Annotated in this window: 23 protein-coding genes and 1 tRNA gene; 9 read left to right on the top strand and 15 right to left on the bottom strand. The window is 71.5% G+C overall.

The features are described from left to right. Nucleotides 1–43 precede the first annotated feature (43 nt). On the top strand, nucleotides 44–1,360 hold the full coding sequence (locus tag ACFYU0_RS11575; RefSeq protein WP_389299814.1) for a peptidoglycan-binding protein: 1,317 nt from the start codon (nucleotides 44–46) through the stop codon (nucleotides 1,358–1,360). 322 nt (nucleotides 1,361–1,682) lie between these two features. On the opposite strand, the gene ACFYU0_RS11570 is transcribed toward ACFYU0_RS11575, so the two are convergent. Together ACFYU0_RS11570 and ACFYU0_RS11565 are read right to left on the bottom strand one after the other, a co-directional pair. Continuing rightward, on the bottom strand, nucleotides 1,683–2,351 hold the full coding sequence (locus tag ACFYU0_RS11570; RefSeq protein ID WP_389299810.1) for an HAD-IA family hydrolase: 669 nt from the start codon (nucleotides 2,349–2,351) through the stop codon (nucleotides 1,683–1,685). 205 nt (nucleotides 2,352–2,556) lie between these two features. Then, nucleotides 2,557–3,138 (bottom strand): TMEM165/GDT1 family protein, encoded by a 582-nt coding sequence (locus tag ACFYU0_RS11565; protein WP_351659888.1) that lies wholly within the window; start codon nucleotides 3,136–3,138, stop codon nucleotides 2,557–2,559. Nucleotides 3,139–3,514: 376 nt separating this feature from the next. On the opposite strand from ACFYU0_RS11565, the gene ACFYU0_RS11560 reads away from it, so the two are divergent. Continuing rightward, nucleotides 3,515–4,159 (top strand): HNH endonuclease family protein, encoded by a 645-nt coding sequence (locus ACFYU0_RS11560; RefSeq protein ID WP_351659885.1) that lies wholly within the window; start codon nucleotides 3,515–3,517, stop codon nucleotides 4,157–4,159. A gap of 109 nt (nucleotides 4,160–4,268) precedes the next feature. Here ACFYU0_RS11560 and ACFYU0_RS11555 read toward each other — a convergent pair whose 3' ends face one another. The 3 genes from ACFYU0_RS11555 to ACFYU0_RS11545 all read right to left on the bottom strand — a co-directional run bounded on the left by ACFYU0_RS11555 (nucleotide 4,269) and on the right by ACFYU0_RS11545 (nucleotide 6,218). Then, on the bottom strand, nucleotides 4,269–4,832 hold the full coding sequence (locus ACFYU0_RS11555; protein ID WP_351660188.1) for a VTT domain-containing protein: 564 nt from the start codon (nucleotides 4,830–4,832) through the stop codon (nucleotides 4,269–4,271). A gap of 271 nt (nucleotides 4,833–5,103) precedes the next feature. Further along, nucleotides 5,104–5,559: a DoxX family protein gene (locus tag ACFYU0_RS11550; RefSeq protein WP_389299806.1), complete on the bottom strand. Its 456-nt coding sequence runs from the start codon at nucleotides 5,557–5,559 to the stop codon at nucleotides 5,104–5,106. A gap of 425 nt (nucleotides 5,560–5,984) precedes the next feature. After that, on the bottom strand, nucleotides 5,985–6,218 hold the full coding sequence (locus tag ACFYU0_RS11545; protein WP_351659878.1) for a DUF2277 domain-containing protein: 234 nt from the start codon (nucleotides 6,216–6,218) through the stop codon (nucleotides 5,985–5,987). Nucleotides 6,219–6,311: 93 nt separating this feature from the next. Here ACFYU0_RS11545 and ACFYU0_RS11540 point away from each other — a divergent pair, with 93 nt between their 5' ends. After that, on the top strand, nucleotides 6,312–7,310 hold the full coding sequence (locus ACFYU0_RS11540; RefSeq protein WP_389299803.1) for a ketopantoate reductase family protein: 999 nt from the start codon (nucleotides 6,312–6,314) through the stop codon (nucleotides 7,308–7,310). Nucleotides 7,311–7,382: 72 nt separating this feature from the next. After that, entirely contained in the window at nucleotides 7,383–7,721 is a 339-nt protein-coding gene (locus ACFYU0_RS11535) for a hypothetical protein (RefSeq protein WP_389299801.1), read from the top strand. Between the two features lie 97 nt (nucleotides 7,722–7,818). On the opposite strand, the gene ACFYU0_RS11530 is transcribed toward ACFYU0_RS11535, so the two are convergent. Continuing rightward, a tRNA-Val gene (locus ACFYU0_RS11530) sits at nucleotides 7,819–7,893 on the bottom strand. A 213-nt stretch (nucleotides 7,894–8,106) separates the two neighbouring features. On the opposite strand from ACFYU0_RS11530, the gene ACFYU0_RS11525 reads away from it, so the two are divergent. From ACFYU0_RS11525 to ACFYU0_RS11515, 3 genes are all read left to right on the top strand, one after another. Continuing rightward, entirely contained in the window at nucleotides 8,107–9,507 is a 1,401-nt protein-coding gene (locus ACFYU0_RS11525; RefSeq protein ID WP_389299798.1) for a hypothetical protein, read from the top strand. A gap of 383 nt (nucleotides 9,508–9,890) precedes the next feature. Further along, nucleotides 9,891–10,496 (top strand): DUF4383 domain-containing protein, encoded by a 606-nt coding sequence (locus ACFYU0_RS11520; protein WP_389299795.1) that lies wholly within the window; start codon nucleotides 9,891–9,893, stop codon nucleotides 10,494–10,496. A gap of 31 nt (nucleotides 10,497–10,527) precedes the next feature. Then, the gene (locus ACFYU0_RS11515) at nucleotides 10,528–10,749 is read left to right on the top strand and encodes a zinc ribbon domain-containing protein (RefSeq protein WP_250402736.1); all 222 of its coding nucleotides are present in this window, start codon (nucleotides 10,528–10,530) and stop codon (nucleotides 10,747–10,749) included. On the opposite strand, the gene ACFYU0_RS11510 is transcribed toward ACFYU0_RS11515, so the two are convergent. Genes ACFYU0_RS11510 through ACFYU0_RS11500 form a run of 3 tightly spaced genes read right to left on the bottom strand, consistent with a single transcriptional unit; the run spans nucleotide 10,750 to nucleotide 15,225 of the window. After that, nucleotides 10,750–11,580: an HAD family hydrolase gene (locus ACFYU0_RS11510; protein WP_389299791.1), complete on the bottom strand. Its 831-nt coding sequence runs from the start codon at nucleotides 11,578–11,580 to the stop codon at nucleotides 10,750–10,752. Then, a complete protein-coding gene (locus tag ACFYU0_RS11505) occupies nucleotides 11,580–14,036 on the bottom strand; it encodes a phosphoribosyltransferase (protein ID WP_389299788.1) in 2,457 nt (818 codons plus the stop codon). The genes ACFYU0_RS11510 and ACFYU0_RS11505 overlap by 1 nt, the downstream gene beginning before the upstream one ends. A 22-nt stretch (nucleotides 14,037–14,058) precedes the next feature. Then, nucleotides 14,059–15,225 (bottom strand): HpcH/HpaI aldolase/citrate lyase family protein, encoded by a 1,167-nt coding sequence (locus ACFYU0_RS11500; RefSeq protein WP_351659860.1) that lies wholly within the window; start codon nucleotides 15,223–15,225, stop codon nucleotides 14,059–14,061. 176 nt (nucleotides 15,226–15,401) lie between these two features. On the opposite strand from ACFYU0_RS11500, the gene ACFYU0_RS11495 reads away from it, so the two are divergent. After that, nucleotides 15,402–16,211: a TerD family protein gene (locus ACFYU0_RS11495; protein WP_389299784.1), complete on the top strand. Its 810-nt coding sequence runs from the start codon at nucleotides 15,402–15,404 to the stop codon at nucleotides 16,209–16,211. A 3-nt stretch (nucleotides 16,212–16,214) separates the two neighbouring features. On the opposite strand, the gene ACFYU0_RS11490 is transcribed toward ACFYU0_RS11495, so the two are convergent. The 6 genes from ACFYU0_RS11490 to ACFYU0_RS11465 form a co-directional block, all read right to left on the bottom strand. Continuing rightward, nucleotides 16,215–16,952, bottom strand: a complete 738-nt coding sequence (locus ACFYU0_RS11490; RefSeq protein ID WP_389299782.1) for a Tellurium resistance — start codon at nucleotides 16,950–16,952, stop codon at nucleotides 16,215–16,217. 180 nt (nucleotides 16,953–17,132) lie between these two features. Then, nucleotides 17,133–18,272 carry a DUF475 domain-containing protein gene (locus ACFYU0_RS11485; protein ID WP_351659851.1) on the bottom strand — a complete coding sequence of 380 codons (1,140 nt, stop codon included), beginning with the start codon at nucleotides 18,270–18,272 and terminating at the stop codon, nucleotides 17,133–17,135. A 255-nt stretch (nucleotides 18,273–18,527) separates the two neighbouring features. Further along, on the bottom strand, nucleotides 18,528–19,106 hold the full coding sequence (locus tag ACFYU0_RS11480; protein WP_351659848.1) for a TerD family protein: 579 nt from the start codon (nucleotides 19,104–19,106) through the stop codon (nucleotides 18,528–18,530). 98 nt (nucleotides 19,107–19,204) lie between these two features. Further along, nucleotides 19,205–19,780 (bottom strand): calcium homeostasis/redox stress adaptation protein, encoded by a 576-nt coding sequence (locus tag ACFYU0_RS11475; protein WP_351659845.1) that lies wholly within the window; start codon nucleotides 19,778–19,780, stop codon nucleotides 19,205–19,207. Between the two features lie 114 nt (nucleotides 19,781–19,894). Continuing rightward, a complete protein-coding gene (locus tag ACFYU0_RS11470) occupies nucleotides 19,895–20,353 on the bottom strand; it encodes a peroxiredoxin (protein ID WP_351659842.1) in 459 nt (152 codons plus the stop codon). A 126-nt stretch (nucleotides 20,354–20,479) separates the two neighbouring features. After that, entirely contained in the window at nucleotides 20,480–20,917 is a 438-nt protein-coding gene (locus ACFYU0_RS11465) for a DUF3052 domain-containing protein (protein WP_351659839.1), read from the bottom strand. 407 nt (nucleotides 20,918–21,324) lie between these two features. Between ACFYU0_RS11465 and aceE the strand changes: the two genes are divergently transcribed. Further along, complete coding sequence (gene aceE, locus ACFYU0_RS11460; protein WP_351659836.1) at nucleotides 21,325–24,072, top strand: pyruvate dehydrogenase (acetyl-transferring), homodimeric type; 2,748 nt, start codon at nucleotides 21,325–21,327, stop codon at nucleotides 24,070–24,072. The last annotated feature ends 8 nt before the right edge of the window (nucleotides 24,073–24,080 follow it).

Raw genomic sequence — 24,080 nt, 5'->3', positions numbered from 1 at the left:
GTCTGCATATCCTCTGAAGCTCGCGAGGGGACGGGGCGAACACATGACGGAGTCGAGCGGCCACACCTGCCCGGAGTGCGGCGCGCCCAGAGGACCGGACAACACGCCGTCGTGCGACTGCACGGAACGGGCGTCCCGGGCGCTGCGCGAGACGCGCACGGCCGAGGCGGCCGCGGCGGAGGACTTCGACCCGCTGCGCATACGGCCGTACGTGGAGATGGGCGACCCCGACGGAGCCGGCGCGCCCGGACCGGCGGGACAGGGATCCTCGCCGAACGAGCGGACCCCGGCAGGGCTGGGCGGGGAGGCTTCGGCCGGGGACAGCGCCGTTCCCGCGGACGGTGGGGGCGCGGGGGACGCCGTTCGGACGAGCGGGCCGGCGGAGCAGCGGCCCTCACCGGACGGGCGGACCCCGGCGGAACGGCAGTCCTCGCCGAACGGGCGGACCTCGGCGGAGCCGGACGGAGACGCCGTTCGGGTGAGCGGGCCGGCGGAGCAGCGGCCCTCACCGGACGGGCGGACCCCGGCGGAGCGGCAGTCCTCGCCGAACGGGCGGACTTCGGCGGAGCCGGGCGAAGACGCCGTTCGGACGAGCGGGCCGGCGGAGCAGCGGCCCTCACCGGACGGGCCGACCCCGGCGGAACGGCAGTCCTCGCCGAACGGGCGGACCTCGGCGGAGCCGGACGGAGACGCCGTTCGGGTGAGCGCGCCGGCGGCGCGGGGGGCCGTGCCGGACGGGTCCGGCGCGAGACGCTTACCGCCGCCCGGGGACTTCGGCGCACAGCCGTTCCCGGGCCCCGCCGGTTCCGCCGGCCGCACCCGCCGGCGCCGTACCGCCCTGCTGTGCATTGCGGGCGCGGGCGTGGTGGCGGCCGCCGTGGGTCTCGCCGGCGGACTGTTCTCCTACCAGGAACCGACCCGGGACCGGTCGGCACCGCAGGTACGCGAAAGCGTGCCGGAAGAGGCGCCGACGTCGCCGGGCTCCGCCTTCTCCTCCGAGCCCGCGTCCCCGTCGGCCGCCCGCCTGCCCGCGCCCGGGACGTCCGCACCCGGGACGGCGACCCCCTCGGCGTCCCGCGGCGCCTCCCGCCCGGCCCCCTCGGGCACGGCGTCGGCCGGCAGCCTCGGCCCGACCGCCACCGCACTGGTCCTGCGCCGCGGCGACCAGGGCCTCGAGGTCATCGACCTGCAGACCCGGCTGAGCGCGCTGAACCTCTACCCCGACCACATCGACGGCGTGTACACGCGCCCGGTCGAGGACGCCGTGCGCACGTACCAACTGGCCCGCGGCATCAGCGGCGACACGCCGGGGGTCTACGGCACGGCCACCCGCGCGAAGCTGGAGTCGGAGACCTGGTAGCCCCGCGCGCCCTCCTGAGGCGGGCCGCCCTCCACCGGGAGCGCTTCGGGCCGGGTGCGACGTCCAGCAGGTGCCGCTTCGAGCAGGTGCGACGTCGATCCGCGTCTCCGAGCGGGGCGACTGCAAGGCGGGCCGCCCTCCCTGAGAGCGCTTCGGGCCGGGTGCGAAGTCGAGCAGGTGCCGCTTCGAGCAGGTGCGACGTCGATCCGCGTCTCCGAGCGGGGCGACTGCGCGGCGGGCCGCCCTCTCCGAGAGCGCCTCGGGCCGGGCGCGCTTCGATCCGCGGCACCGAGCGGACGCAGTGCGGGCGACTCGGTGCCGCTCAGGCCAGGTGCAGCCGGACCGTACCGTCCCCGGCGGGTTCCACCCGTACTCCGGTCAGGTCCGGCACCACGACGTCCGGCCCGTGCGCAGCGGCCCGCGGCCCCACGCCGACGACCCGCATCCCGGCGGCCCGTCCGGCCGCGATCCCGGCCCCGGAGTCCTCGAAGACGACACAGTCCGCCGGGTCCACGCCCAATTCCGCCGCGCCCTTGAGGAACCCCTCGGGGTCGGGCTTGCTCGCCCCCACCGACTCGGCGGTGACGCGCACCTCGGGCAGCGGCAGCCCGGCGGCCGCCATGCGCGCGGTGGACAGGGCGACGTCGGCGGAGGTCACCAGCGCGTGCGGGACACCGCGCAGCGAGGCGAGGAAGGCGCCGGCGCCGGGCACTTCGACCACGCCGTCCATGTCGGCGGTCTCCTCGGCGAGCATGCGGGCGTTGTCGGCCAGGTTCTGTTCCACCGGCCGCTCGGGCAGCAGCACCGCCATGGAGGCGTGGCCCTGCCGCCCGTGCACGACCTTCATCACCTCGTCGCCGTCCAGGCCGTGACGCTCGGCCCAGCGCCGCCAGATGCGCTCGACCACGGCGTCCGAGTTGACGAGGGTGCCGTCCATGTCGAGCAGGAGGGCACGGGCGGTGAGGACGGCGGGCGTGGCGGTCGCCGGCATCGGCGGCTCCTCCTCGGGGTTCCCGGGACTCCCCGGGAAACGAACGAACGGGCTGGGCGGGGTGAAGCGCGGTGGGCGGAGTGGGAGACAAAACGGCCCCGCCCGCCGGTCAGGGAAAACGGGCGGGAGCCACTTTGTTTCTCCACGGTACAAAACAAGTCGCGGCACCGCCACCACCACCGGCGAGGGTTCACCGTCCGTTCGCTCAGCCGGCGACGGCCTCGTACAGGCTCCACACGCCCAGAGCCAGCATCAGCAGCGCCGCGATCTGTGTGATCAGCCGCAGCGGCACCCGCTTCATCAGGGCCTTGCCGCCGACGATGCCGAGCCCGGCCACGGCCCACAGACCGAGGACCGCGCCGACGCCGACGGAGATCGGGTCGTCGTAGCGGGCGGCGAGGTTGGCGGTCATGATCTGCGTGAGGTCGCCGAACTCGGCGACCAGGATGAGCATGAACCCGGTGCCGGCGACCTTCCAGAAGGACTGGTCGGCGGGCTTCTTGACCTCCTCCTCGCCCTCGTCCTTCTTCAGCAGCAGCACCGCCGCGCCGCCGAGGAACAGCACACCGGTGAGCGCGTGCACGATCTGCTGCGGGAGCAGGGTCAGCACGCTGCCGGCCGCGACGGCGAGCACGACGTGCAGCAGGAAGGCGGCGGCGACGCCCGCGAAGACGTACGAGGCGCGGTAGCGGGTGCCGAGGACGAGGCCGGCGAGCGCGGTCTTGTCCGGCAGTTCGGCGAGGAAGACGACGCCGAAGACGATCGCCGTCACGGTGATGCTGATCAAGGTTCCTCAATCGGTCGGGGCTGCCCCACCGAGAGTGCTGTACCTGACTGAGGACACCTCGGCACGGCAGCGCACTCGGCGCCCGCGCCTCGGGGGCACGGGCGTGCACTGCTTGCCGAAGGTCTCGCTGGGCGGTCCACGCGGGATCCGCCTCCGGGCGCCGGCTCAGGCTCGCTGAGCAGTATGTCGACGGTCCGGCGAAGAGCTACTCCCCTTCTGCACCGCCCATGGTACGCGATCGAAAGTTCGAGCCTGAACCTTGTCGTGTCATGCGCACGACACTAACTTCTAACCGAGCGCTCACCGACCGGCAACACGGCAGCGCGAGCATTCCCACGCCCGCGCTCCAACACCCCCACCGCACAAGGGAGTTCGCATGTCCCGGTTCTACGCGCGTCGACGGCTCAGCATACTCGCCGCCCTCAGCGGACTGGTAGCCTCCGTCGCCCTGTTCAACGCGCCGAGCGCCTCCGCGGCCCTGCCCACGCCGGTCAGCGGCGCCACGGCCCGCAGCTACCTCTCCCAGCTCACCGTGGCCACCGAGAACCGCACCGGCTACAGCCGCGACCTGTTCCCGCTCTGGATCACCATCAGCGGCACCTGCAACACCCGCGAGACGGTCCTCAAGCGGGACGGCACGAACGTCGTCACCGACTCCTCCTGCGCCGCCACCAGCGGCAGCTGGTACTCCCCGTACGACGGCGCCACCTGGACCGCCGCCTCCGACCTCGACATCGACCACCTGGTGCCGCTGGCCGAGGCCTGGGACTCCGGCGCGAGCAAGTGGACCACCGCCCAGCGGCAGGCCTTCGCCAACGACCTGACCCGTCCGCAGCTCCTCGCCGTCACCGACAACGTCAACCAGGCCAAGGGCGACCAGGACCCGGCCACCTGGATGCCGTCCCGCACCGCGTACCGCTGCACGTACGTCCGCGCCTGGGTGCAGGTGAAGTACTACTACAACCTGTCGGTCGACTCGGCGGAGAAGTCCGCGCTGACCAACTACCTGGCGAGCTGCTGACCGCCGGCCCCCCACAGCCCTCTCCGGCCGCCACGAGCAGGCGGCCGGGGAGGGCGGCGCCGTTCAGGGCCGCGTCCCAACCGCCCGGGCAGGGCCCACTCTTGAACCGTTACGCCGGCCGCCGCCGGACCAGGAAGCCGGCCGCCGCGCCCGCGCCGACCAGTGCGGCCACCGAGACGCCGGTGGCCAGCCAGGTGGCGCCCAGCCAGCGGGCGCCGAAGTAGCCGAGGGCGACGCTGTAGGCGGCCCAGGACAGGCCGGCCAGCGCGGACCAGGGAACGAAGTCACGGGCCCGGCGGTGCGCCGCGCCGGCACAGAAGGACACCACCGAGCGGCCGGCCGGCGCGAACCGGGCCAGCACCACCAGGGCCCCGCCGCCCCGGGACAGCGCCTCGCCGAGACGTTCCTGCGCGACGGTCAGCCGACGGGAGCGGCCTATCGCCCGGTCCAGGCGCTCCCCGCCCCGCCAGGCCAGCCGGTAGGCGGCGACGTCACCGAGGAGCGAGGCGGTCGCGGCGGAGAGGATCAACGCGAGGATGTCCGGCACCTCGTGCGGGACCTGTCCTGTCGCGGCGCCCGTGCCCGCGGCCGCCGCCGTGGCCGCCGTGATGACGAGGACACCGCTCGGCAGCACCGGCAGGAAGACGTCGAGCAGCACCGACAGGGCCACCATGACGTAGATCCATGGGCCGGCGGCCAGTGACCCCAGGCTCTCCCACACGACTGCTCCCCGTCCCCCGTGACTCCCCCGATGACAGCCATACAGCGTACGCCGCGGGTGTGACAGGAGGTTCTCAGGGGGCGCACGTGATCGTCACCCCGTTTTCCGGGCCTTCACACCGAGCGGACCCGGCGGCGCCCCACCCCGCTTCGGGAGCGGGGTGGGGCGCCGTGTCCGTATGCCCTGTCCGGACACCTTGAAGCAGCGCCCCGGCGGGCTGTGGTCAGGCCGCTATCGGAGCCTGCTCGGCGGAGGTCCGGCGCGCCGCGGCCGTACGCCGGGTGACCAGCCGGTCCAGGCCGAAGGCGCCGGAACCGGTGAAGACCAGCAGCAGGAAGGACCAGCAGAACATCACCGACAGCTCGCCGCCGTTCTGGATGGGCCACAGGGCGGCCTGCTGGTGGACGTCGAAGTACGCGAACGCCATCGAGCCCGAGGCGACCAGCGCGGCGCCACGCGTACCGAGGCCGACCAGGACGAGGCCGCCGGCGACGAGCTGGATCACCGCCGCGTACCAGCCGGGCCAGGCGCCGGCCTCGACGGTCCCGCCGTGGGTGCCCATGGCGCCGCCGAGGACGCCGAACAGCGAGGCGGCGCCGTGCACGGTGAACAGCAGGCCGACGACCACGCGGAACAGCCCGGTGACGTACGGCTGAGCGGAATTGAGACGTGCGGACATGTGGGGGGTCTCCTCTTCGGTTCGGTCGGGCCGGCCGGGGACGGGCCGGTCGTGGGGGCGGCGGTACCGAATGGAGACCCAGGTTAGGTGAACCTAATAGATGCTTGCAAGTTCAACATTTGGCCATGGTTCCACGCGTCCCGACGGCGCCCTTCCGGGCGCGAGCGCACGTAGCGGGGCCCCGACCGCCGCAGCGCGGACCGAAAGTGTGACCGAATCCACTCCCTGCACAGCTACCCACCGCCGCCACCCGGCCCACGCCGGCCACGGCAAACTCGGCGTCAACCACCCATCGGGCAAAGCCATCTGATCAACCGTCAGGCGAAAGCGGCGACCGGCCCCGAAGCAGGAAGCGGGCAGCACGGGACCCCCGAGCGGCGACCGGCCCACCGCCCAGGCCCCTCGGAGCGCGGGGAAGCGCTCCCCTACTCCGCCGCCGTCCGCACGGCCCGCCCCCGCACCTCAAGCCCCCCGAGCAGCTCGGCCGTGGCCTCCGCGACGGCCTCCACAGCCCGCTCGAACACCTCGCGGTTGTGGGCGGCGGGCGCCCGGAACCCCGAGACCTTCCGCACGTACTGCAGCGCGGCGGCGCGGATGTCGTCCTCGGTGGCCTCGTCGGGCAGCACTGGCGGGCGCAGCGTCTTGATACTCCGGCACATGCCCCCAGTCTCACGCAACGCGCCCACCCCTGCGAGGATCACGCCGAAGGCGGCCACCGACCCACGGGGCCGACCGACGAGAGGGAGCCCCTCATGACGACGAAGCAGACCGGGCAGGCCGGAAACACGGGACAGGCCGAGCACGCCGGACAGGCCGGACAGGCCGGGAGGCCGGCGGAGACCGGCCGGCCGGAGCGGACCAGGCGGACCGTGGCCGTACTGGGCCCCGGCGGCGTCGGCGGTCTCCTCGCCGCCCTCCTGTCCCGCTCCGGCCACCGCGTCGTCTGCCTGGCCCGCGAGGACACCGCCGCCATCCTGCGCACCCACGGAATCCAGGTCTGCAGCCGTCAGTTCGGCGACTTCACCGCGGCCGTGGAGGCCGACACCGAACTGCGCGAACCGGTGGACGCCTGCCTCGTCACCGTCAAGCACACCGGCCTGGACGACGCCCTCACCCGCGTCCCGCCCGCCGCACTCGGCGACGCCCTCCTCGTACCGTTCCTCAACGGCGTCGAACACCCCGCGACCCTGCGCGCCCGCTACCGCCCCGACCTCGTGGCCCCGGCCGTGATCCGGGTGGAGGCGACCCGGACCGCGCCGGGCGTTTTCGAACACGACAGCCCCTTCACTGAGATCGACCTAGCGAGCGGCACCGCGCCCCGGCCGCGCCTGGACGCCCTCGCCGCGGTGCTGTCCGACGCCGGCCCCACCGCCCGGGTCGTCGAGGACGAAACGGCAGCGCTGTGGGCCAAGATGGCGTTCCTCGCACCCCTCGCCCTGCTCACCACGCGGTACGGCCTCCCTCTCGGCGACGTGCGCACCCGGCATGACGAGGAACTGCGCTCGCTGGTCGCCGAGACGGCCGCGGTCAGCCGCGCCTGCGGCGCCCCAGCCGACCCGGCCGCGGCCATGGCCAGGTACGCCGCCTTCCCGGCCGGCATGAAGTCGTCCATGCAGCGCGACGCGGAGGCGGGCCGCCCGCTCGAACTCGAGGCCATCGGCGGGGCGCTGCTGCGCGCGGCGGACCGGCACGGCGTACCGGTGCCGGTGGCGACGCGGCTCGTGGGGGAACTGCGGGAGAGCGGTCACTGAGCCGATCACCCGTTCGACTGAACCTCGGGAACGAGCTCGCTACTCAAAATCGAACAGGCGTAGCATTGCCGCGTGGGTACGTCCTATGACTTTCCGAGTGACCTGCTCGCCGGTCAGGAGGAGCTGCACCAGATAAGGGCCGAGCTGTCGGCCCTGCTGAGGCGGCTCCCCTGGTCGGTCGAGCCGCTGGACGGCTTCAGCGACGAAAGCGGGTGGCGCAAGATCGAGCGGTCCGCGTCCCCGGGGTGGACGGAGGACGAGCAGGCGGAGGTGGAGAAGCTGCGGCAGCGGGAGCACGAGCTCGCGGTTTTCGTCAGCACCCACCGCTACTGGTCGGACCTGCCCGGCCCGGACCGCGTCGACGCCCGCAGCAGGCTGAAGCACGCCCCCGATACGCCCGAGGCCGACTGACCCCCCGCCGGTGATCACCGGAATCCGGCCGGGCGACCCCCCGCCCCATGACCGAAGGCCCAGCCCCTTGCGGGGACTGGGCCTTCTCGAATCCACATGGTGGGCGCGGACGGTTTCGAACCGCCGACATCCTGCTTGTAAGGCAGGCGCTCTACCGCTGAGCTACGCACCCGGGACAGGCCGACAGCCTACATTGTCCCGACGCCTGCCCTGCAAGCCCGCGCGGGCGTGTGGCCAGGGAGGCCCCGCTGTCCGTCCGATGTGCGTTCCGGCCGCGGCCGGTGAAAGTCCCCGAGCCCACGGCGAACTGATCGGCTCGTGTGTTCGTCTTCAACAGGTGGGAGAATGACAGCAGGTAGGGCGGACCACAGCACGGGAGAGGGATGTGAGGGCGACACCGGGCACGCCATCCACGCAGTCGTACCCGCCGTCGCCGACCGGACGGACCCGGCGTGGGTCCGCGGGGGTGCGTGACGTCCTGACGCTGATGAGTGTGCCGGTGGTGGTAGCGCTGGCGCTGCCGGTCGCGTTCGCCGGGGGCGGCACCCGGCGGTGGTTCGGCGGGCGTGCGGAGGGTCAGCGGGCCGAGGCGCAGGCCGCGAAGGACGCCGCGGCCGCCGCGTTCTACGAACTGGACACCGCCCAGCGGGACCTGCGGATCTCGGTGGAGACCATCACGGCCGTCGACGACTCCCCCGCCGCCCGGCGCGCGGTCGCCGACTTCGAGGCGCTGGGCGCGCGGATCGACGAGGTCAGTCAGCGGTACATCCAGGCCGTCGACGCGCATGATCTAGACCGCGACGGTCTTGAGGCGGCTACTGCGGCCCGGGCGCGGAGCGAGCTGACCGCGGCCAAGGACGAGCTGGTCCGGGTCAAGGAGGAGCTGGACCGTTTCGGCAGCTCGCTGGGGCCGTTGCTGGGCAAGGCCGAGACCCAGCTGGCCCGGCTCGCGCCGGCCGTGGAGCGGGCCCGGCAGGCGCTGCTGGGGGCGAGCAACGCGCTGGACGCCGTACGGGAGAAGGGGCTGGCGGCGGACGATCTCGCGGCCCGGCTGGCCGCGCTGTCCCCGGAGCTGACGAGGCTGAACCAGGGCGCCGGGCAGCACGGGGTGCCGCATACGCTGGAGCGGGCCGAGCGGGTGCAGCGGGAGGCCGCCGCGATCCGGGCCGAGGCCGAGCGGCTGCCGGAGCGGGCGGCGGAGATCGATCACCGGCTGGTCAGTCTGCGTACCCGTGCGCAGGCCCTGACCACCCGGGCGGGGCAGGTCGAGCCGGTGCTCAGCGAGCTGCGGCGGCGCTTCACGGCGGCGTGCTGGCAGGACCTGCAGCAGGTGCCCGCGTCGGCCGCGGAGAACGTGCGGCAGGCCGAGTCGAAGCTGCGTGAGGCGCAGGCGGCGCGGGACGCGCAGCGGTGGCCGGACGCCACGTCGCTGCTGTCGACGGTGCGGGCGCTGCTGAACAGTACCGACGAGGCCGTGTCGGCCGCCGGTGACCGGCTCGCCCGGTTGAACGCGGTGCAGAAGGATCCGCAGGCGGAGACGGAGCGGACCCGGTTCGCGATCCGGGATGCCCAGCGGCTGGCCATGACGGGACGTACGACGCCCGATCCGCGGCACGCGCGTCCGCTGGACGACGCGGTGGCCCGGCTGGACCGGGCGGTCGGCTCGCTGGAGGGCCGGCACCCGGACTACTGGCACTTCCTGACGGAGCTGGAGGCGGTACGGCGGACGGTGGCCGACGTGGTGTCGCGGATCCGCGAGGAGCGCGGGGGCGGCGCGGGTCACTGAGGCGCCGGGGCGGCGGGGAGCCGACGGCTGGGGCGCCGGAGGCCGTGGGGCGCCGTCACTGAGGCGACGGAGGCGGTGCGGCGCGGGCACTGGGGCGCCGGAGGCCGTGCGACGCCGCCCCTGAGGCGACGGGGGCCCGTGCGGCCCGGACGCTGGGGCGCCGGAGGCCGTGCGACGCCGCCCCTGAGGCGACGGGGGCCCGTGCGGCCCGGACGCTGGGGCGCCGGAGGCCGTGCGGCGCGGCCACTGAGGCGACGGGGGCGGTGCGGCCCGGGCACGGGCGCCGGGGGCCCGGACTGTTGAGGCGTGTGGTGGCGGTTCGGGGTGGGGTGGCGGATGCTGGATGGACGGATGGCCTCCGCTAGCGCCCGGAGGAGGCGGACATGGCCACACACGCAGTGCACAGCAGGCCTCGACGGCGGATCCGGTTCGACGAGCATCTGCCCGTGGACCACCGGCTGAACACGGTCTACCGCATCGGGGCGGCTCTGATCGGCGCGTTCCTGCTCGTCTTCGGCATTCTGGGGCTGATCGACCAGATCGGTTTCTTCAGCACCGGTGGTGACAGGGTCATCGGGCTGAACACCAACGGCACGCTGAGTGTGCTGTCCATCGTCGTCGGGGTGATCCTGCTGGCGGGCATGGTGATCGGCGGGAACGTGGCGTCGACGCTGAACATGGTGTTCGGGGTGCTGTTCCTGCTGAACGGTTTCCTGAACCTCGCGCTGCTGGACAGTGACTACAACTTCCTGGCGTTCCGGATCCAGAACGTGCTCTTCAGCTTCATCGTGGGGCTGCTGCTGATGACGTTCGGCATGTACGGCCGGGTCGGTTCCTCCCTGCCGCCGGACAATCCGTACTACCGGGCCCGTCATCCCGATCCGGCCACCGAGCCTCCGGGGCGTGAGCACGAGACGGGCACCATGCCGGTGACTATGCCGTTGCCGGGCAAGGAGGAGGGCGGGTCCGGCCGTCCCGGCTTGCGGTGATTCCGGAGCGGGTGCCGGTTACTCTGGGCGCATGCCTCGCTATGAATACCGTTGCCGTACCTGCGGTGACACCTTCGAACTGAGCCGTCCGATGGCGGAGTCCGCCGCTCCCGCAGCCTGCCCGGCGGGCCATGACGACACGGTGAAGCTGCTGTCGACGGTGGCCGTCGGCGGCACGGCCGGCGCCCCGGCCGCGGCGCCGGGCGCGGGCGGCGGGGGCGGCGGCTGCTGCGGCGGGGGCTGCTGCGGCTGATCAGGCCGGCGGGCCGGCGGGTGTCTCGCCGCGGGCGGCCCGCAGGAACTCCCGGGTGATCCGTTCGCCGGCGAGCACGCCCCGCTCCGGCAGTGCGGTGATGGCGGGTGCGGTCCACTTGCCGTCGGCGAGTTCGCCGTGTCCGGGCCGCCAGCCCCGGTCGGCGGCGAGGAGCATGTCGGCGTCGAGGAGGGAGTCCCCGGCCGCGAGGGTCAGCTCGGCTCCGGTGCGCCGGGCGACTTCGTGCACGGCCGCGCTCTTGGTGAGCGGCTTGGGGACGGCGTAGATCTTGCGGCCCTGGAGGGAGACGGTCCAGCCGCGGTTCTCCGCCCAGGCCGCCAGTTCCTTCATCCACTCGTCGGGCAGGAGTTCGCGCTCGATGACGAGGTAGGCGAAGAGGTCCTCGGCGACCCGGTGCTTGCGTACCCAGACGGGGTCGGCGGTGCGCATCAGGTGCTCGCGGATCTCGTCCAGGGGGGCGCACTCGTCGGCGAGGCGTGCCAGTACGCGCGCGTGCCAGTCGTGGTCGGTGGCTCCGTCGACCAGCAGGTGTCCGCCGTTGGCGCAGATCGCGTAGGCCGGCTGGGGGCCGGGGAGGTTGATGCGCTGGTACTGCTTGCGGGTCCGGGTCGTGGTGGGCACGAAGACGGCCGCGTCGCCGAGGTCGGTGAGGAGCTGGGCCGCCGTCTCGGTCATGTAGGACAGGGGTCTGCTCTCGTGGACCTCGACGCAGAGCAGGCGGGGGGCGCGTGCGTCGGGCATGGTCAGGGCCAGGGCCGCCGCCGAGTAGATGAGGGTGCGGTCGAGGTCGCTCGCGACGAGTACGGGCATCAGACGTTCACCGCCCGGCCGTCGGCGCCGGTGGCGCCGCGGGTGTACTGGGGGTGGATGAGTCCGACGCAGGTGTAGGGCAGTTCGCCGACCTCCTCGACGGGTACGCCGCGCTGTTCGGCGAGCAGGCGTACGTGGTCCAGGTCGGGGCCGGCGCCGGCCTTGGCGAGGATCTTCCAGGGCACGCGGCGCAGCAGTACCCGGGTGGTCTCGCCGACGCCGGGTTTGACGAGGTTGACGTCGTGGATGCCGTACTCCTCGCTGATCCGCTCGACGGCCCGCCAGCCGGCCCAGGTGGGGGTGCGGTCCTCGGTCATGAGTTCCTTGACGGCGCTGTCGACGGTGTCGGCGACTTCCTGGAAGCGGTCGCGGACGGCGTGGAGGAAGGCCGTGGAGACGTCGGCGCCGGCGAGTTCGCGGTAGAACTTCGCGCCGTGGAAGTCGTGCGGGCCGACCAGGTCGGCGCGCAGGACGGTGCGGGAGATCAGGCCGGAGACGGTGGAGTTGAGGCAGGCGGAGGGGATGAGGAAGTCCTCGCGGGTGCCGTAGGTGCGTACGCAGGAGCCGGGGTCGGCGAGGACGGCGATCTCGGGGTCGAAGCCGGTGATGCCGTCCTGCTCCTCGAACGCTTCCACGGCTTGGGCGAGTTCGCGGGTGATGGCGCCCTTCCCGGTCCAGCCGTCGACGAAGACGACGTCCCGGGGGTCGTGGTGGGCGGCCAGCCAGCGCAGCGCGTTGGCGTCGATGCCGCGGCCGCGGACGATGGAGACGGCGTAGTGCGGGAGGTCGAGACCGTGCCGGAACTGGGCCCAGCGGCGCATCAGGATGCCGACGGGGGTGCCGGCGCGGGCGAGCGAGACCAGTACGGGCCGGGGTGAGCGCTCTTGGAGGACGGTCTCGGTGACGACGCCGACGGCGTGCGCGATCCGGGCGGCGGAGGTGTCCAGGGCGGCGTGGAAGAGCCGCTGGTACTGCTCGCTGGGCTGGTACTCCACGGGGAGCGATTCGGCGTAGTGGGCGCCGCCGCTCTGGATGGCCTCCTCCCGCTCCTCGGTCGGCGCTTCGAGGGTGACGTCCGAGAGGTCCCGCAGCAGCCAGCCGACCTCGTCGGGCGGGTACGAGGAGAAGGCGGGGCCGCGGAGGGGCTCGGGCAGCATGGCCGGCCTTTCGGGGGTGGTGGCGGGGGTGGGCACGTGGGAGGGGACGACGGCGAGCAGGACGTGCGGGGTGTGGGCGGCGAGGCGGGCCGTCAGGCCGTCGGGGGCGCGCAGTGCGGGGGTGTCGGCGGCCGAGTCGACCACGGCGACGACGGCGTCGAAGCCGGCGCCTGCGACGTTGTAGGCGTACCGCTCGCCGGGGCCGTCGGCGGGGTCGTCGTGGGCGGGGAAGACCAGGCGGGTGCGGATCGCGTAGCCGGGGTCGTCGACGGCGAGGACGGGTGAGCGGGTGGTGGTGGAGAAGCGCACCCGGGTGTCCGGGGCGATCTGCTCGAGTTCGCGGGCGATGCGCAGCGGTGCGTACATCAGTTCCTCGAAGCCGAGTACGAGGATGTCGCGGGCGTCGGCGGGCAGGGCTTCGGCGATTCTGGCGGCCATGGCGGGCAGGGCGGTTTCCAGGCGGGCGCGGTGCGCGGGGGTGAAGCCGTGGCGGCCGCCGTCGGGCAGGCCGCGGGGCCAGCGCAGGTCGACACGGGTGATGCGGCCGCGGGGTGGTGCGGGCGTCTCGCCGGGCCGGGCGGCCTCGTGCCGTGCGACCAGTTCGCGGCCCTTGTCGAGGACGTCCTCGGGCAGCCGTACGGTGCCGGAGGCGGCGGCGACGAGATCGACGCGGGCGCCGATGCCGTCGGCGAAGCGCTGCAGGCGTGCGGTGTCCTCGGGTGAGCGCATGTCGACGAGGGCGACCACCACGTACCGGTCGCGCGGGTGGCGGGCGTGCAGGTCGCGGATGGTGTTGAGGACGGTGCTGCCGGTGGAGAACTCGTCGTCGACGAGGACCAGCGGGCCGTCGCCGGCGAGCAGGGCGGGGTCCTCGGGGAGCAGCAGGTGGGAGGTGGCGTGGGAGTGGGACTCCTCGAAGCCGCCGGCGGGGGTGATGCCGGGCACGGGGCGGCGGGTGGAGTGCAGGTACGGGGCGAGGCCCAGGCCGTCGGCGACCGCGTGGCCGAGGCCGGTGGCGGTCTCCGCGTAGCCGAGGACGACGGCGGTGGCGGCCGCCGTGTCGCCGAGCAGTGCGCGGACCCGGCGGCCCAGCCGGAAGCCGTGGCCGTAGACCACGGACGGCGACTGGGGCACGTGTTTGCCGAGCACGTTGGAGACCAGCAGGTGGGCCCGCTTGGGGTTGCGGCGCAGCGCGAGTCCGAGCAGGTCCGGCAGCCCGTCGTCGCCCTCCAGTCCGACTCCGAGTCGCTCGGCGACCCAGCGGCCGGACCAGACCCCGTCGTTCACTGCGTTGTTCATGCGTTCCTTGGGTTGGGAGGGGTCAGCCGGGTATTCCGGCGGTGAGCAGTTCGACGAAGCCGACGTCCTCGCCGGCGACGCCGAACACCTCGGCGCGCAGCAGGGTGCGTTCGGCCCAGGCGCGGTGCGGTTTCACTTCGTTCATCTTGTTCGTGTAGGCGGACCTGAGTACACCCCCGCCGCCGCGTTCCGGCCGGAGGATGTCGGCCGCGTCGCTGAACTCCTCGTGGCTGACCACGGACAGCGCGTGCACGGGCAGGACGTGGGAGGGGTGGATGCAGGTCTTGCCGAGCAGGCCGTTGGCCTGGTCGAGGGAGATCTCCCGGAGCAGTCCGTCCATCGCGTGCTCGATGAGCTTCTCGCGCAGCTCGACGGCCTGCACCTCGAGGAAGGGGCTCTGCCGCAGTTGTGGCTTGAACATGCGCTCGGGGACGCGGAAGTACTCCCAGACGGGGCCGGTGACGGTGAAGCCGCTGCCGTCGGCGCGGCCCAGCATGTTGACCACGTCGGCGATCACCGAGGCGACGACCTGGACGTCGTAGGCGGTCATGTCGGGTGCGCGGCGCAGGCCGTAGGAGGAGCAGAAGTCGGTGACGCCGAGGCGCAGGGCGAGGACCCGGTCGCGGTGCTTGCCGACCGCGCGGGCGATGCCCTCCAGGGTGTCCACGCGGCTCTCGCGGTAGAGCAGCTCGGGCGATTCGAGGACGGGCATGGCGAAGAGCCGGCGGCCGCTCTCGGCCTCGGCGAGGGCGAGGGCCTCGAGGAAGGGGTTGCCGCGTTCCTCGGTGAACTTGGGCAGGACGAAGCCGGACAGCAGCCGTACGGAGGGGCCGAGGCGCCGTACGAGGTCGGGGATCTGCTCGGGGACACGCACCCGGATGAACAGCAGGGGCGGTTCGGTCTCCGTGCGGGAGTCGAGGTCGGCGAACTGCCGGACGAGGTTCTCCTCGCCCGCGGCGACGTCCGCGTCGTCGATGGAGTCCTCCAGGCACAGCACCATCGAGACCACGCCGTTGCCGGCCTGTTTGACGATGTCGTCGGCCAGCTGCGGCCGGGTGGCCGGGCTGTACAGCGTGGCGCCCAGGGCCGCGGAGAGCAGCCGGGCCGGGGAGTCGGCGGTGAACTCGCACGGCTCCTGATGGAACAGACGCCTCCGCACCTCGGGGGCGATGTGCCCGAAATGACGCATACGGCTCCTTCGGTGCCCGGGTCGGACCTTTGGATTGGGTAAAGGGTGGCCGGTAATAGTACGTAGGGAACGATGTCGGAGGTTCCCTGCGGGCGTGAACTTCCGGTAACCGGCCCGCGTCGGCGCCGGTACACCCCGCATTGTCGTGGCCACGGCCCAGAAGGCAGGATGACCGCATGACGCACGCGATGCTGAAAGGGTCCAACGTCCCGCTCGAGGCCACCATGGTGCGCGCCGTGCTGCGCTGGACGCCCGGGCAGGGGGTTCCGGACGTGGACGCCTCGGCGCTGCTGCTGGGCCAGGACGGCCGTGTGCGCTCCGACGAGGACTTCGTCTTCTACAACCAGCCCCGGCATCCCTCGGGGAAGGTCTGGCGGCTGGGCAAGAAGCGGGTCCCGGAAGGCCTGACCGACACCATCCAGTCGGACCTCTCCGGTGTGGAGCCCGGTGTGGGCCGTGTCCTGCTGGTCGCGTCGGCGGACGGCGTCTCCTTCGACCAGGTGCCGGCCCTGTGCATCCTGCTGTACGACGCCGCCGTGGCCGATGGCGAGCCGCTGGCCCGTTTCGAGATCAAGCCGGAGACGGGGGCGGAGACCGCGCTGATCTGCGGTGAGCTGTACCGGCGCGGCGACGGCTGGAAGTTCCGCGCGCTGGGCGAGGGCTATTCGAACGGGCTGCGGGGCCTGGCCACGGACTTCGGGATCTCGGTGGACGAGTCGGAGGTGGAGGAGCCGCGGCAGGCCCCGCCGGAGACGACGTCCCAGCCCCTTCCGCCGGAGCAGCCGACGACCGCGGTGCCGTCCCAGCCGGGGTACGGCTATCCGCAGACGGTGTCGCCCCGGCAGCCGGCGTACGGCTATCCGCAGCCGACCTCGGGGCTGCCCGCCTACGGCTATCCGCAGTCCCCGCCGCAGCCGGTCCCGGCGGCTCCGCTGGACCCGGACTTCCGGCTGCCGCCCCAGGGGCCGCAGTTCATAGGCCGGTAGGGGCTACTGCTCCACCTTCGACTTGTAGCCCCGCCCCCAGGTCAGTCCCCATCCGTAGAGCCGGTCCAGTTCGCCCTGGAAGCCGTAGACGAACTTGACCTCGCGCCGGACGAGCAGTTCCCCCTTCACGTTCTCGATCATCACGACGGCGCAGGACCGGGCCTGGGGGTGGCGTTCGTCCAGGCCTATCTCGATGCGGGGCCCGTTGCTGGGGTAGAGCGTGACGATGGCGTGCGTGCGGTCGAAGGCGGGTGTGCGGTCGTAGATGTACACGAACACCAGCAGCCGCCTGATGGCGTCCCGGTGGTCCAGGTTGACGTACATGGTCTCGCCGGACGCCGAGCCGAACCGGTCGTCGCCGCTGAGCTTGATGTACGGGGGCGCGTTGACGTCGCCCAGGTAGCCGCCGAGGGGCTGGACGACCCCCTTGGTGCCGTCGGTGAGTTCGTACAGGCAGCCCAGGTCGAGGTCGACGTTGACCATGCTCTGGCCGTGGCCGAGCACCTCCGGTGGTTTCAGTGCCCGGAAGGGGTGCCGGAAGAGGCTGGTGCGCTGGTTGACGTCGAAGTCGGAGGTCCGCATCCGCCAGGTCAGGTTGACGCGCAGGTGGCCGGTGGCCGCGTCCTGCCGGGTGAGGGACACCTGCTGGTGCCGCCGGGTCAGTTCGATCGCGTTGCTCGCGGCGCTGCCCGAGTCGAACTCGGCGGCGCGTCCGCCGCGCAGCCCGTCGAAGAATCCCATTCCCGCCCCCAGGTGACTCGTCTCGAACGCCGTCAGGGGCGGCCGACCACGTCGGCCGCCCCTGATCAGAGCGTTCCTCACGGCGCGGGGCGTCACACCCCGTGACGTCCCCGATCTTGCCCTTAGGGGCTTCGCACCGGTCCGTTCCGGACGAAGTCCCCTGGTGGCCCGCCAGGACCGTCAGACCCCGGAGGACACCTCCGTCTTCTGGCCGGAGTCCTCGCCCGCGGCCGCGAGGGCGCGGTTGCGGCGGACGGAGGACCAGAAGGACCAGGCGATCAGGACGACGCCGACGAGTCCGGTGATGACCTCGTTGATCTCGTACCGGATGGTGACCATGAGGATCACGGCCAGGGCGCCGATGGCGTAGTGGGCGCCGTGCTCCAGGTAGACGTAGTCGTCGAGGGTGCCCTGGCGGACCAGGTACACGGTCAGGGACCGGACGTACATCGCGCCGATGCCGAGGCCGAGCGCCATCAGGACGATGTCGTTGGTGATGGCGAAGGCGCCGATGACACCGTCGAAGGAGAAGGACGCGTCCAGGACCTCGAGGTAGAGGAACATGAAGAACGCGGCCTGGCCGGCCAGGACGACCGCCGAGCGCTTCTTGCCCGTGCGCTCGGCCTCTTCCTCCTCCTCGTGCTCGCGCTCCTCCTGCTCCTCGAGGCGGTCCTCGAAGAAGCCGGAGAGACCGCCGACGACCATGTAGGTGATCAGGCCGGCGATGCCGGCGATGAGAACCGTCTGCGCCTTGTCGACGTGGGCGCCGCCGTGCTGGTGGGCCTGGGTGGCGAAGGTGAAGGCGGTGATGAGCAGGACGATCAGGGCGATGCAGACCGACAGCATGTCGACCTTGCCGAGCTTGGCGAGCGGCCGCTCGATCCAGCGCAGCCACTGGATGTCCCGGTCCTCGAAGATGAAGTCGAGGAAGATCATCAGCAGGAACATGCCACCGAACGCGGCGATCGCCGGGTGGGCGTCGGTGACGAGCTGCTGGTAGCGGTCCTTGTTGTTGAGCGCGAGGTCGACGGCCTCGATCGGGCCCATGTGGGCGGTGACCGCGACGATCACGACGGGGAAGACCAGCCGCATGCCGAAGACGGCGATGAGGACGCCGACGGTGAGGAAGATCTTCTGCCAGAAGGCGTTCATCTTCTTCAGGATTCCGGCGTTGACCACCGCGTTGTCGAACGACAGCGAGATCTCGAGGATGGCGAGGATCGCCACGATCCCGAAGGCGGTCCATCCGCCGTAGAACGCGGCCGCGACCAGGCCGAGCGCGGTGATCGCGAACGACCAGCCGAAGGTTTTCAGAAGCACTGGCTACCCCATCGTGTTGTGCGGGCACCTCCCAGACGATGTCTGAGGGGAGAGGTTCCCCCGCGCCGTACTCGGCTTTGCTAAATGTTGACCACGAGTCTAGAGGGGCACTGCGCCGAAAGGGTCGGCGAGGGGACCTCCGTCACATCGCCGCAGGTCCCCGCCTCGCACTGTCAGCACAGCTTGACGCCCTCGCGGAGCACGGGGGCGGCGGGGGTGGTCACGAAGCCCCGTCCAAGGGCCTCGTGTCCGGGCTCAGGAGACGTTGACCCCGAAATCGAGGGCGATGCCCCGCAGTCCGGACGCGTACCCCTGTCCCACGGCCCGGAACTTCCACTCGCTCTGGTAGCGGTACAGCTCGCCGAAGATCATGGCGGTCTCGGTGGAGGCGTCCTCGCTCAGGTCGTAGCGGGCCAGTTCCTGGCCGTCGGCCTGGTTGACCACGCGGATGAACGCGTTGGAGACCTGGCCGAAGGTCTGGCCGCGCTCGTCGGCGGCATGGATCGAGACCGGGAAGATGATCTTCTCGCACTGGAGCGGGACCTTGGCCAGGTCCACCAGGATCGACTCGTCGTCACCCTCGCCCTCACCGGTGAGGTTGTCGCCGGTGTGCTCGACCGAGCCGTCGGGGCTCGTGAGCTGGTTGTAGAACACGAACCACTCGTCGCCCAGCACCCGGTTGGCCCCGCCGCACAGCAGGGCGCTGGCGTCCAGGTCGAAGGGGGCGCCGGTGGTGGAGCGCGCGTCCCAGCCGAGCCCGATCATGACGTTGGTGAGGTTCGGTGCGGCCTTGGAGAGGGAGACGTTGCCTCCCTTGGCGAGCGTGACGCCCATGATGCTGGTCCTCCCCTAGTGGTGCTTCTTTGGTTGTCCTGCGCGTCCGGCGCCGCCCGTAAACGGTGCGGCGCCGGACGGTGGTGCTGTGTTGCGTGTCAGACGTTGACGCCGAAGTCCTGGGCGATGCCGCGCAGGCCGGAGGCGTACCCCTGGCCGATGGCGCGGAACTTCCACTCCGCGCCGTGGCGGTAGAGCTCGCCGAAGACCATGGCGGTCTCGGTGGACGCGTCCTCGCTCAGGTCGTAGCGGGCGATCTCCTGCTCGCCCGCCTGGTTCACCACGCGGATGAACGCGTTGCGGACCTGACCGAAGGACTGCTGGCGGTTCTCGGCGTCGTAGATCGACACCGGGAAGACGATCTTCTCGATGTCGGCCGGCACGCCGGCCAGGTTGATCTTGATCTGCTCGTCGTCGCCCTCGCCCTCACCGGTGATGTTGTCACCGGTGTGCTCGACGGAGCCGTCCGGGCTCTTCAGGTTGTTGAAGAAGATGAAGTGCTGGTCGCTCGCGACCTTGCCGGAGTTGTTCAGCAGCAGCGCGCTGGCGTCGAGGTCGAAGTCGGTGCCGGTCGTGGTGCGCACGTCCCACCCGAGACCGACGATGACGGCGGTCAGGCCCGGGGCCTCCTTCGTCAGCGATACGTTGCCGCCCTTGCTGAGGCTGACTCCCACGGGTCCTCCATGTGGTGTTCTGGGGCCGGAAGCCCCGTCGTGCTTCGGATATGGGATCAACGTGCCGATCCTAGTGACGGGTTCCCGCTCTCCGCAGACCCTGGACCCGGAGGATCACAGGGTGTCGAGCGCCTTCACGTAGTCGTTCAGGTCCCGGGCGTCCGGCAGTCCGTTGACCACGGTCCACCGCACGACGCCCTCCTTGTCGATGACGAAGGTGCCCCGGACGGCGCAGCCCTTGTCCTCGTCGAAGACGCCGTAGGCGCGCGAGACGTTGCCGTGCGGCCAGAAATCGCTCAGCAGCGGGTACTCCAGGCCCTCCTGCTCGGCGAAGACGCGCAGGGTGTGGATGGAGTCGTTGGAGACGGCGAGGAGCTGGGTGTCGCGGTCCGCGAACTTCGGCAGGTTGTCGCGCAGCTCGCACAGCTCGCCGGTGCACACGCCGGTGAAGGCGAAGGGGTAGAAGAGCAGCACCACGTTCTTCTCGCCGCGGAAGTCGGCGAGGTTCACGGTGCGGCCGTGGTTGTCCTTGAGCTCGAAATCGGGCGCCTTGTCGCCGACCTGGATCGCCATCGTCGTGCATCCCTTCGGTGGGCCGTTCGGGTCAGAGCGCGGCAAGCGCTCGATTCCACCCTACGCAGCGATCACCGGGAGGCCCGCGGCGGCCGGACCGGACCCTTAGGCCCGGCCCGGCGGCGGTCACTTCTTCGACTTGGCGGCCTTCGGCGTGGCCAGGCGGCTGCCGCTCCAGTCCTTGCCCACGCTGACGCTCTTGGACGCGGTCAGGCCGGCGGTCGTCGCGGCCTCCGAGATGTCGCTCGGCTCCACGTACCCGCTGCGGCCGGTCTTCGGCGTCAGCAGCAGGATGGCACCGCCCTCCTCGATGTACGTCGTGGCATCGACGAGCGCGTCGGTGAGGTCACCGTCCTCGTCGCGGTACCACAGCACGACGGCGTCGGCCACGTCGTCATAGTCCTCGTCCATCAGGTCGCCCTCGACGGCTTCCTCAATGGCCTCGCGGAGCTCCTGATCGACGTCGTCGTCGTAGCCGATCTCCTGGACCACCTGCCCGGGCTGGAACCCCAGCCTGGCGGCAGGGTTCGTCCGCTCCTCCGCGTGGTCCGCGGTCGCGCTCACGGTTTGCCTCCTGATCATGTCTTGTTGAATATCTCAGCCACGCGCGTGCGCGAAGCATTGGCCGTAGTCCACACGGGCGGGACGGATCGCGCAAGTACCCGGCCGTCCGGACCGCCGAAACGGTGACGATCCCGGCCGTGTCGGCGCAACTCCTGGCACCGTATCCCGATTCGCCGCAACCCACATCACACGCTTGTGCCCGCTTTGTTCCATTCGGAATCATCCAGTCAAACGACTCTCGAACAAGTTTGGCAAGCCTGTCACACCCCGGGCGTATCGTTGCGTTTTGACCGGCCCCGTGTGCCGGTTACCCCACGGTAGAGGTGACGTGCGTCTTGCCGAGGTACACGATGGGGAACGGTGTAGGCACGAGTGAAGAAGTGGCCCTCCGACAGGTAAGGAACAGCGTGGCTTCCGGATCCGATCGCAATCCGATCATCATTGGCGGCCTTCCGAGTCAGGTTCCTGACTTCGATCCCGAAGAGACCCAGGAGTGGCTCGACTCCCTCGACGCCGCGGTCGACGAGCGCGGCCGGGAGCGGGCCCGGTACCTCATGCTCCGCCTGATCGAGCGGGCCCGCGAGCGGCGCGTGGCCGTGCCCGAGATGCGCAGCACGGACTACGTCAACACGATCCCCACCCGGGCGGAGCCGTTCTTCCCCGGCAACGAGGAGATCGAGCGCAGGATCCTCAACGCGACCCGCTGGAACGCGGCCGTGATGGTCTCGCGCGCCCAGCGCCCCGGCATCGGCGTCGGCGGCCACATCGCCACCTTCGCCTCCTCCGCCTCGCTGTACGACGTGGGCTTCAACCACTTCTTCCGCGGCAAGGACGAGGGGGACGGCGGCGACCAGGTCTTCTTCCAGGGCCACGCCTCCCCCGGCATCTACGCGCGCGCTTACCTGCTCGACCGCCTCACCGAGCGCCAGTTGGACGGCTTCCGGCAGGAGAAGTCGAAGTACCCCGACGGCCTGTCCAGCTACCCGCACCCGCGCTCCATGCCGGACTTCTGGGAGTTCCCGACGGTCTCCATGGGCCTCGGCCCGCTCGGCGCGATCTACCAGGCGCGGATGAACCGGTACATGGAGGCGCGCGGCATCGCCGACACCTCCAAGTCGCACGTGTGGGCGTTCCTCGGCGACGGCGAGATGGACGAGCCGGAGTCGCTCGGCCAGCTCAGCATCGCCGCGCGCGAGGGCCTGGACAACCTGACCTTCGTGGTCAACTGCAACCTGCAGCGCCTGGACGGCCCGGTGCGCGGCAACGGGAAGATCATCCAGGAGCTGGAGTCGGTCTTCCGGGGCGCCGGCTGGAACGTGATCAAGCTGATCTGGGACCGCTCCTGGGACCCGCTGCTCGCGCAGGACCGGGACGGCGTGCTGGTCAACAGGATGAACACCACGCCGGACGGCCAGTTCCAGACGTACGCGACCGAGACCGGCGCGTACATCCGCGACCACTTCTTCGGTGACGACCACCGGCTGCGCGCGATGGTCGAGAACATGACCGACCACCAGATCCTGATGCTCGGCCGCGGCGGTCACGACCACAGGAAGATCTACGCGGCGTTCAAGGCGGCCGTGGAGCACAAGGGCCAGCCGACGGTCATCCTGGCCAAGACGGTCAAGGGGTGGACGCTGGGCCCGAACTTCGAGGGCCGCAACGCCACGCACCAGATGAAGAAGCTGACGGTCGACGACCTCAAGCGCTTCCGCGACCGGCTGCACCTGCCGATCTCCGACAAGGAGCTGGAGTCCGGCGCGCCGCCGTACTACCACCCGGGGCGCGACTCCGAGGAGATCCAGTACATGCACGACCGGCGCCAGCAGTGCGGCGGGTACGTGCCGACCCGGGTCGTCCGCTCGGAGCCGCTGGCGCTGCCGGACGACAAGGCGTACGCGACCGTGAAGAAGGGCACCGGTCAGCAGTCCATCGCCACGACCATGGCGTTCGTGCGGCTGCTGAAGGACCTCATGCGGGACAAGGAGATCGGCAAGCGGTTCGTGCTGATCGCGCCGGACGAGTACCGCACGTTCGGCATGGACTCGTTCTTCCCCAGCGCGAAGATCTACAACCCGCTCGGCCAGCAGTACGAGTCGGTGGACCGCGAGCTGCTGCTCGCCTACAAGGAGTCGCCGACCGGCCAGATGCTGCACGACGGCATCTCCGAGGCGGGCTGCACGGCCTCGCTGATCGCGGCCGGCTCCGCCTACGCCACGCACGGCGAGCCGCTGATCCCGGTGTACGTCTTCTACTCGATGTTCGGCTTCCAGCGCACCGGCGACCAGTTCTGGCAGATGGCCGACCAGCTCGCGCGCGGTTTCGTGCTGGGCGCGACCGCGGGGCGTACGACCCTGACCGGTGAGGGCCTGCAGCACGCGGACGGCCACTCGCAGCTCCTCGCCTCCACCAACCCGGCGTGCGTGGCCTACGACCCGGCGTACGCCTACGAGATCGCCCACATCGTGCAGGACGGCCTGCGCCGGATGTACGGCGGCGACGCCGAGCACCCGCACGGCGAGGACGTCTTCTACTACCTCACCGTCTACAACGAGCCCATCCGGCACCCGGCCGAGCCGGCGAACGTGGACGTCGAGGGCATCGTCAAGGGCGTGTACAAGCTCAGCGAGGGCCCCGGCGGATCGATCCCGGCGCAGATCATGGCGTCCGGTGTCGCGGTGCCGTGGGCGCTGGAGGCCCAGCGGCTCCTCGCCGACGAGTGGAACGTCAAGGCGGACGTCTGGTCGGCGACCTCGTGGAACGAGCTGCGGCGCGAGGCCGTGGCCTGCGAGGAGCACAACCTGCTGCACCCGGAGGAGGAGCAGCGGGTGCCGTACGTGACGCGGAAGCTCAGCGGCGCGGAAGGGCCGTTCGTGGCCGTGTCCGACTGGATGCGGTCGGTGCCGGACCAGATCGCGCGCTGGGTGCCGGGGACGTACCAGTCCCTCGGCGCGGACGGCTTCGGCTTCGCCGACACCCGGGGCGCGGCCCGGCGGTACTTCCACATCGACGCGCAGTCGATCGTGGTCGGGGTGCTGACCGAGCTGGCCCGGGAGGGCAAGGTCGACCGGTCCGTGCTGAAGCAGGCCATCGACCGGTACCAGCTGCTGGACGTGTCGGCGGCGGACCCGGGGGCCGCGGGCGGCGACGCGTAGCACCGCGC

The sequence above is a fragment of the Streptomyces sp. NPDC003720 genome (assembly GCF_042875075.1).
Taxonomy (GTDB): domain Bacteria; phylum Actinomycetota; class Actinomycetes; order Streptomycetales; family Streptomycetaceae; genus Streptomyces.
The sequence above is the reverse complement of the archived record's forward strand: the minus strand, read 5'-3'. Positions and strand labels throughout refer to the sequence as shown.

Excerpts from the sequence above, each read along its gene's own strand:
- ACFYU0_RS11480 (WP_351659848.1), bottom strand. The coding sequence starts at position 19,106 with ATGGGCGTCACGCTCGCCAAGGGAGGCAACGTCTCCCTCTCCAAGGCC.
- ACFYU0_RS11570 (WP_389299810.1), bottom strand. The coding sequence starts at position 2,351 with ATGCCGGCGACCGCCACGCCCGCCGTCCTCACCGCCCGTGCCCTCCTG.
- ACFYU0_RS11505 (WP_389299788.1), bottom strand. The coding sequence starts at position 14,036 with ATGAACAACGCAGTGAACGACGGGGTCTGGTCCGGCCGCTGGGTCGCC.
- ACFYU0_RS11560 (WP_351659885.1), top strand. The coding sequence starts at position 3,515 with ATGTCCCGGTTCTACGCGCGTCGACGGCTCAGCATACTCGCCGCCCTC.
- ACFYU0_RS11510 (WP_389299791.1), bottom strand. The coding sequence starts at position 11,580 with ATGCCCGTACTCGTCGCGAGCGACCTCGACCGCACCCTCATCTACTCG.
- ACFYU0_RS11500 (WP_351659860.1), bottom strand. The coding sequence starts at position 15,225 with ATGCGTCATTTCGGGCACATCGCCCCCGAGGTGCGGAGGCGTCTGTTC.
- ACFYU0_RS11490 (WP_389299782.1), bottom strand. The coding sequence starts at position 16,952 with ATGGGATTCTTCGACGGGCTGCGCGGCGGACGCGCCGCCGAGTTCGAC.
- ACFYU0_RS11520 (WP_389299795.1), top strand. The coding sequence starts at position 9,891 with ATGGCCACACACGCAGTGCACAGCAGGCCTCGACGGCGGATCCGGTTC.
- ACFYU0_RS11495 (WP_389299784.1), top strand. The coding sequence starts at position 15,402 with ATGACGCACGCGATGCTGAAAGGGTCCAACGTCCCGCTCGAGGCCACC.
- ACFYU0_RS11575 (WP_389299814.1), top strand. The coding sequence starts at position 44 with ATGACGGAGTCGAGCGGCCACACCTGCCCGGAGTGCGGCGCGCCCAGA.
- ACFYU0_RS11550 (WP_389299806.1), bottom strand. The coding sequence starts at position 5,559 with ATGTCCGCACGTCTCAATTCCGCTCAGCCGTACGTCACCGGGCTGTTC.
- ACFYU0_RS11515 (WP_250402736.1), top strand. The coding sequence starts at position 10,528 with ATGCCTCGCTATGAATACCGTTGCCGTACCTGCGGTGACACCTTCGAA.
- ACFYU0_RS11545 (WP_351659878.1), bottom strand. The coding sequence starts at position 6,218 with ATGTGCCGGAGTATCAAGACGCTGCGCCCGCCAGTGCTGCCCGACGAG.
- ACFYU0_RS11540 (WP_389299803.1), top strand. The coding sequence starts at position 6,312 with ATGACGACGAAGCAGACCGGGCAGGCCGGAAACACGGGACAGGCCGAG.
- ACFYU0_RS11470 (WP_351659842.1), bottom strand. The coding sequence starts at position 20,353 with ATGGCGATCCAGGTCGGCGACAAGGCGCCCGATTTCGAGCTCAAGGAC.
- ACFYU0_RS11555 (WP_351660188.1), bottom strand. The coding sequence starts at position 4,832 with ATGGTGGCCCTGTCGGTGCTGCTCGACGTCTTCCTGCCGGTGCTGCCG.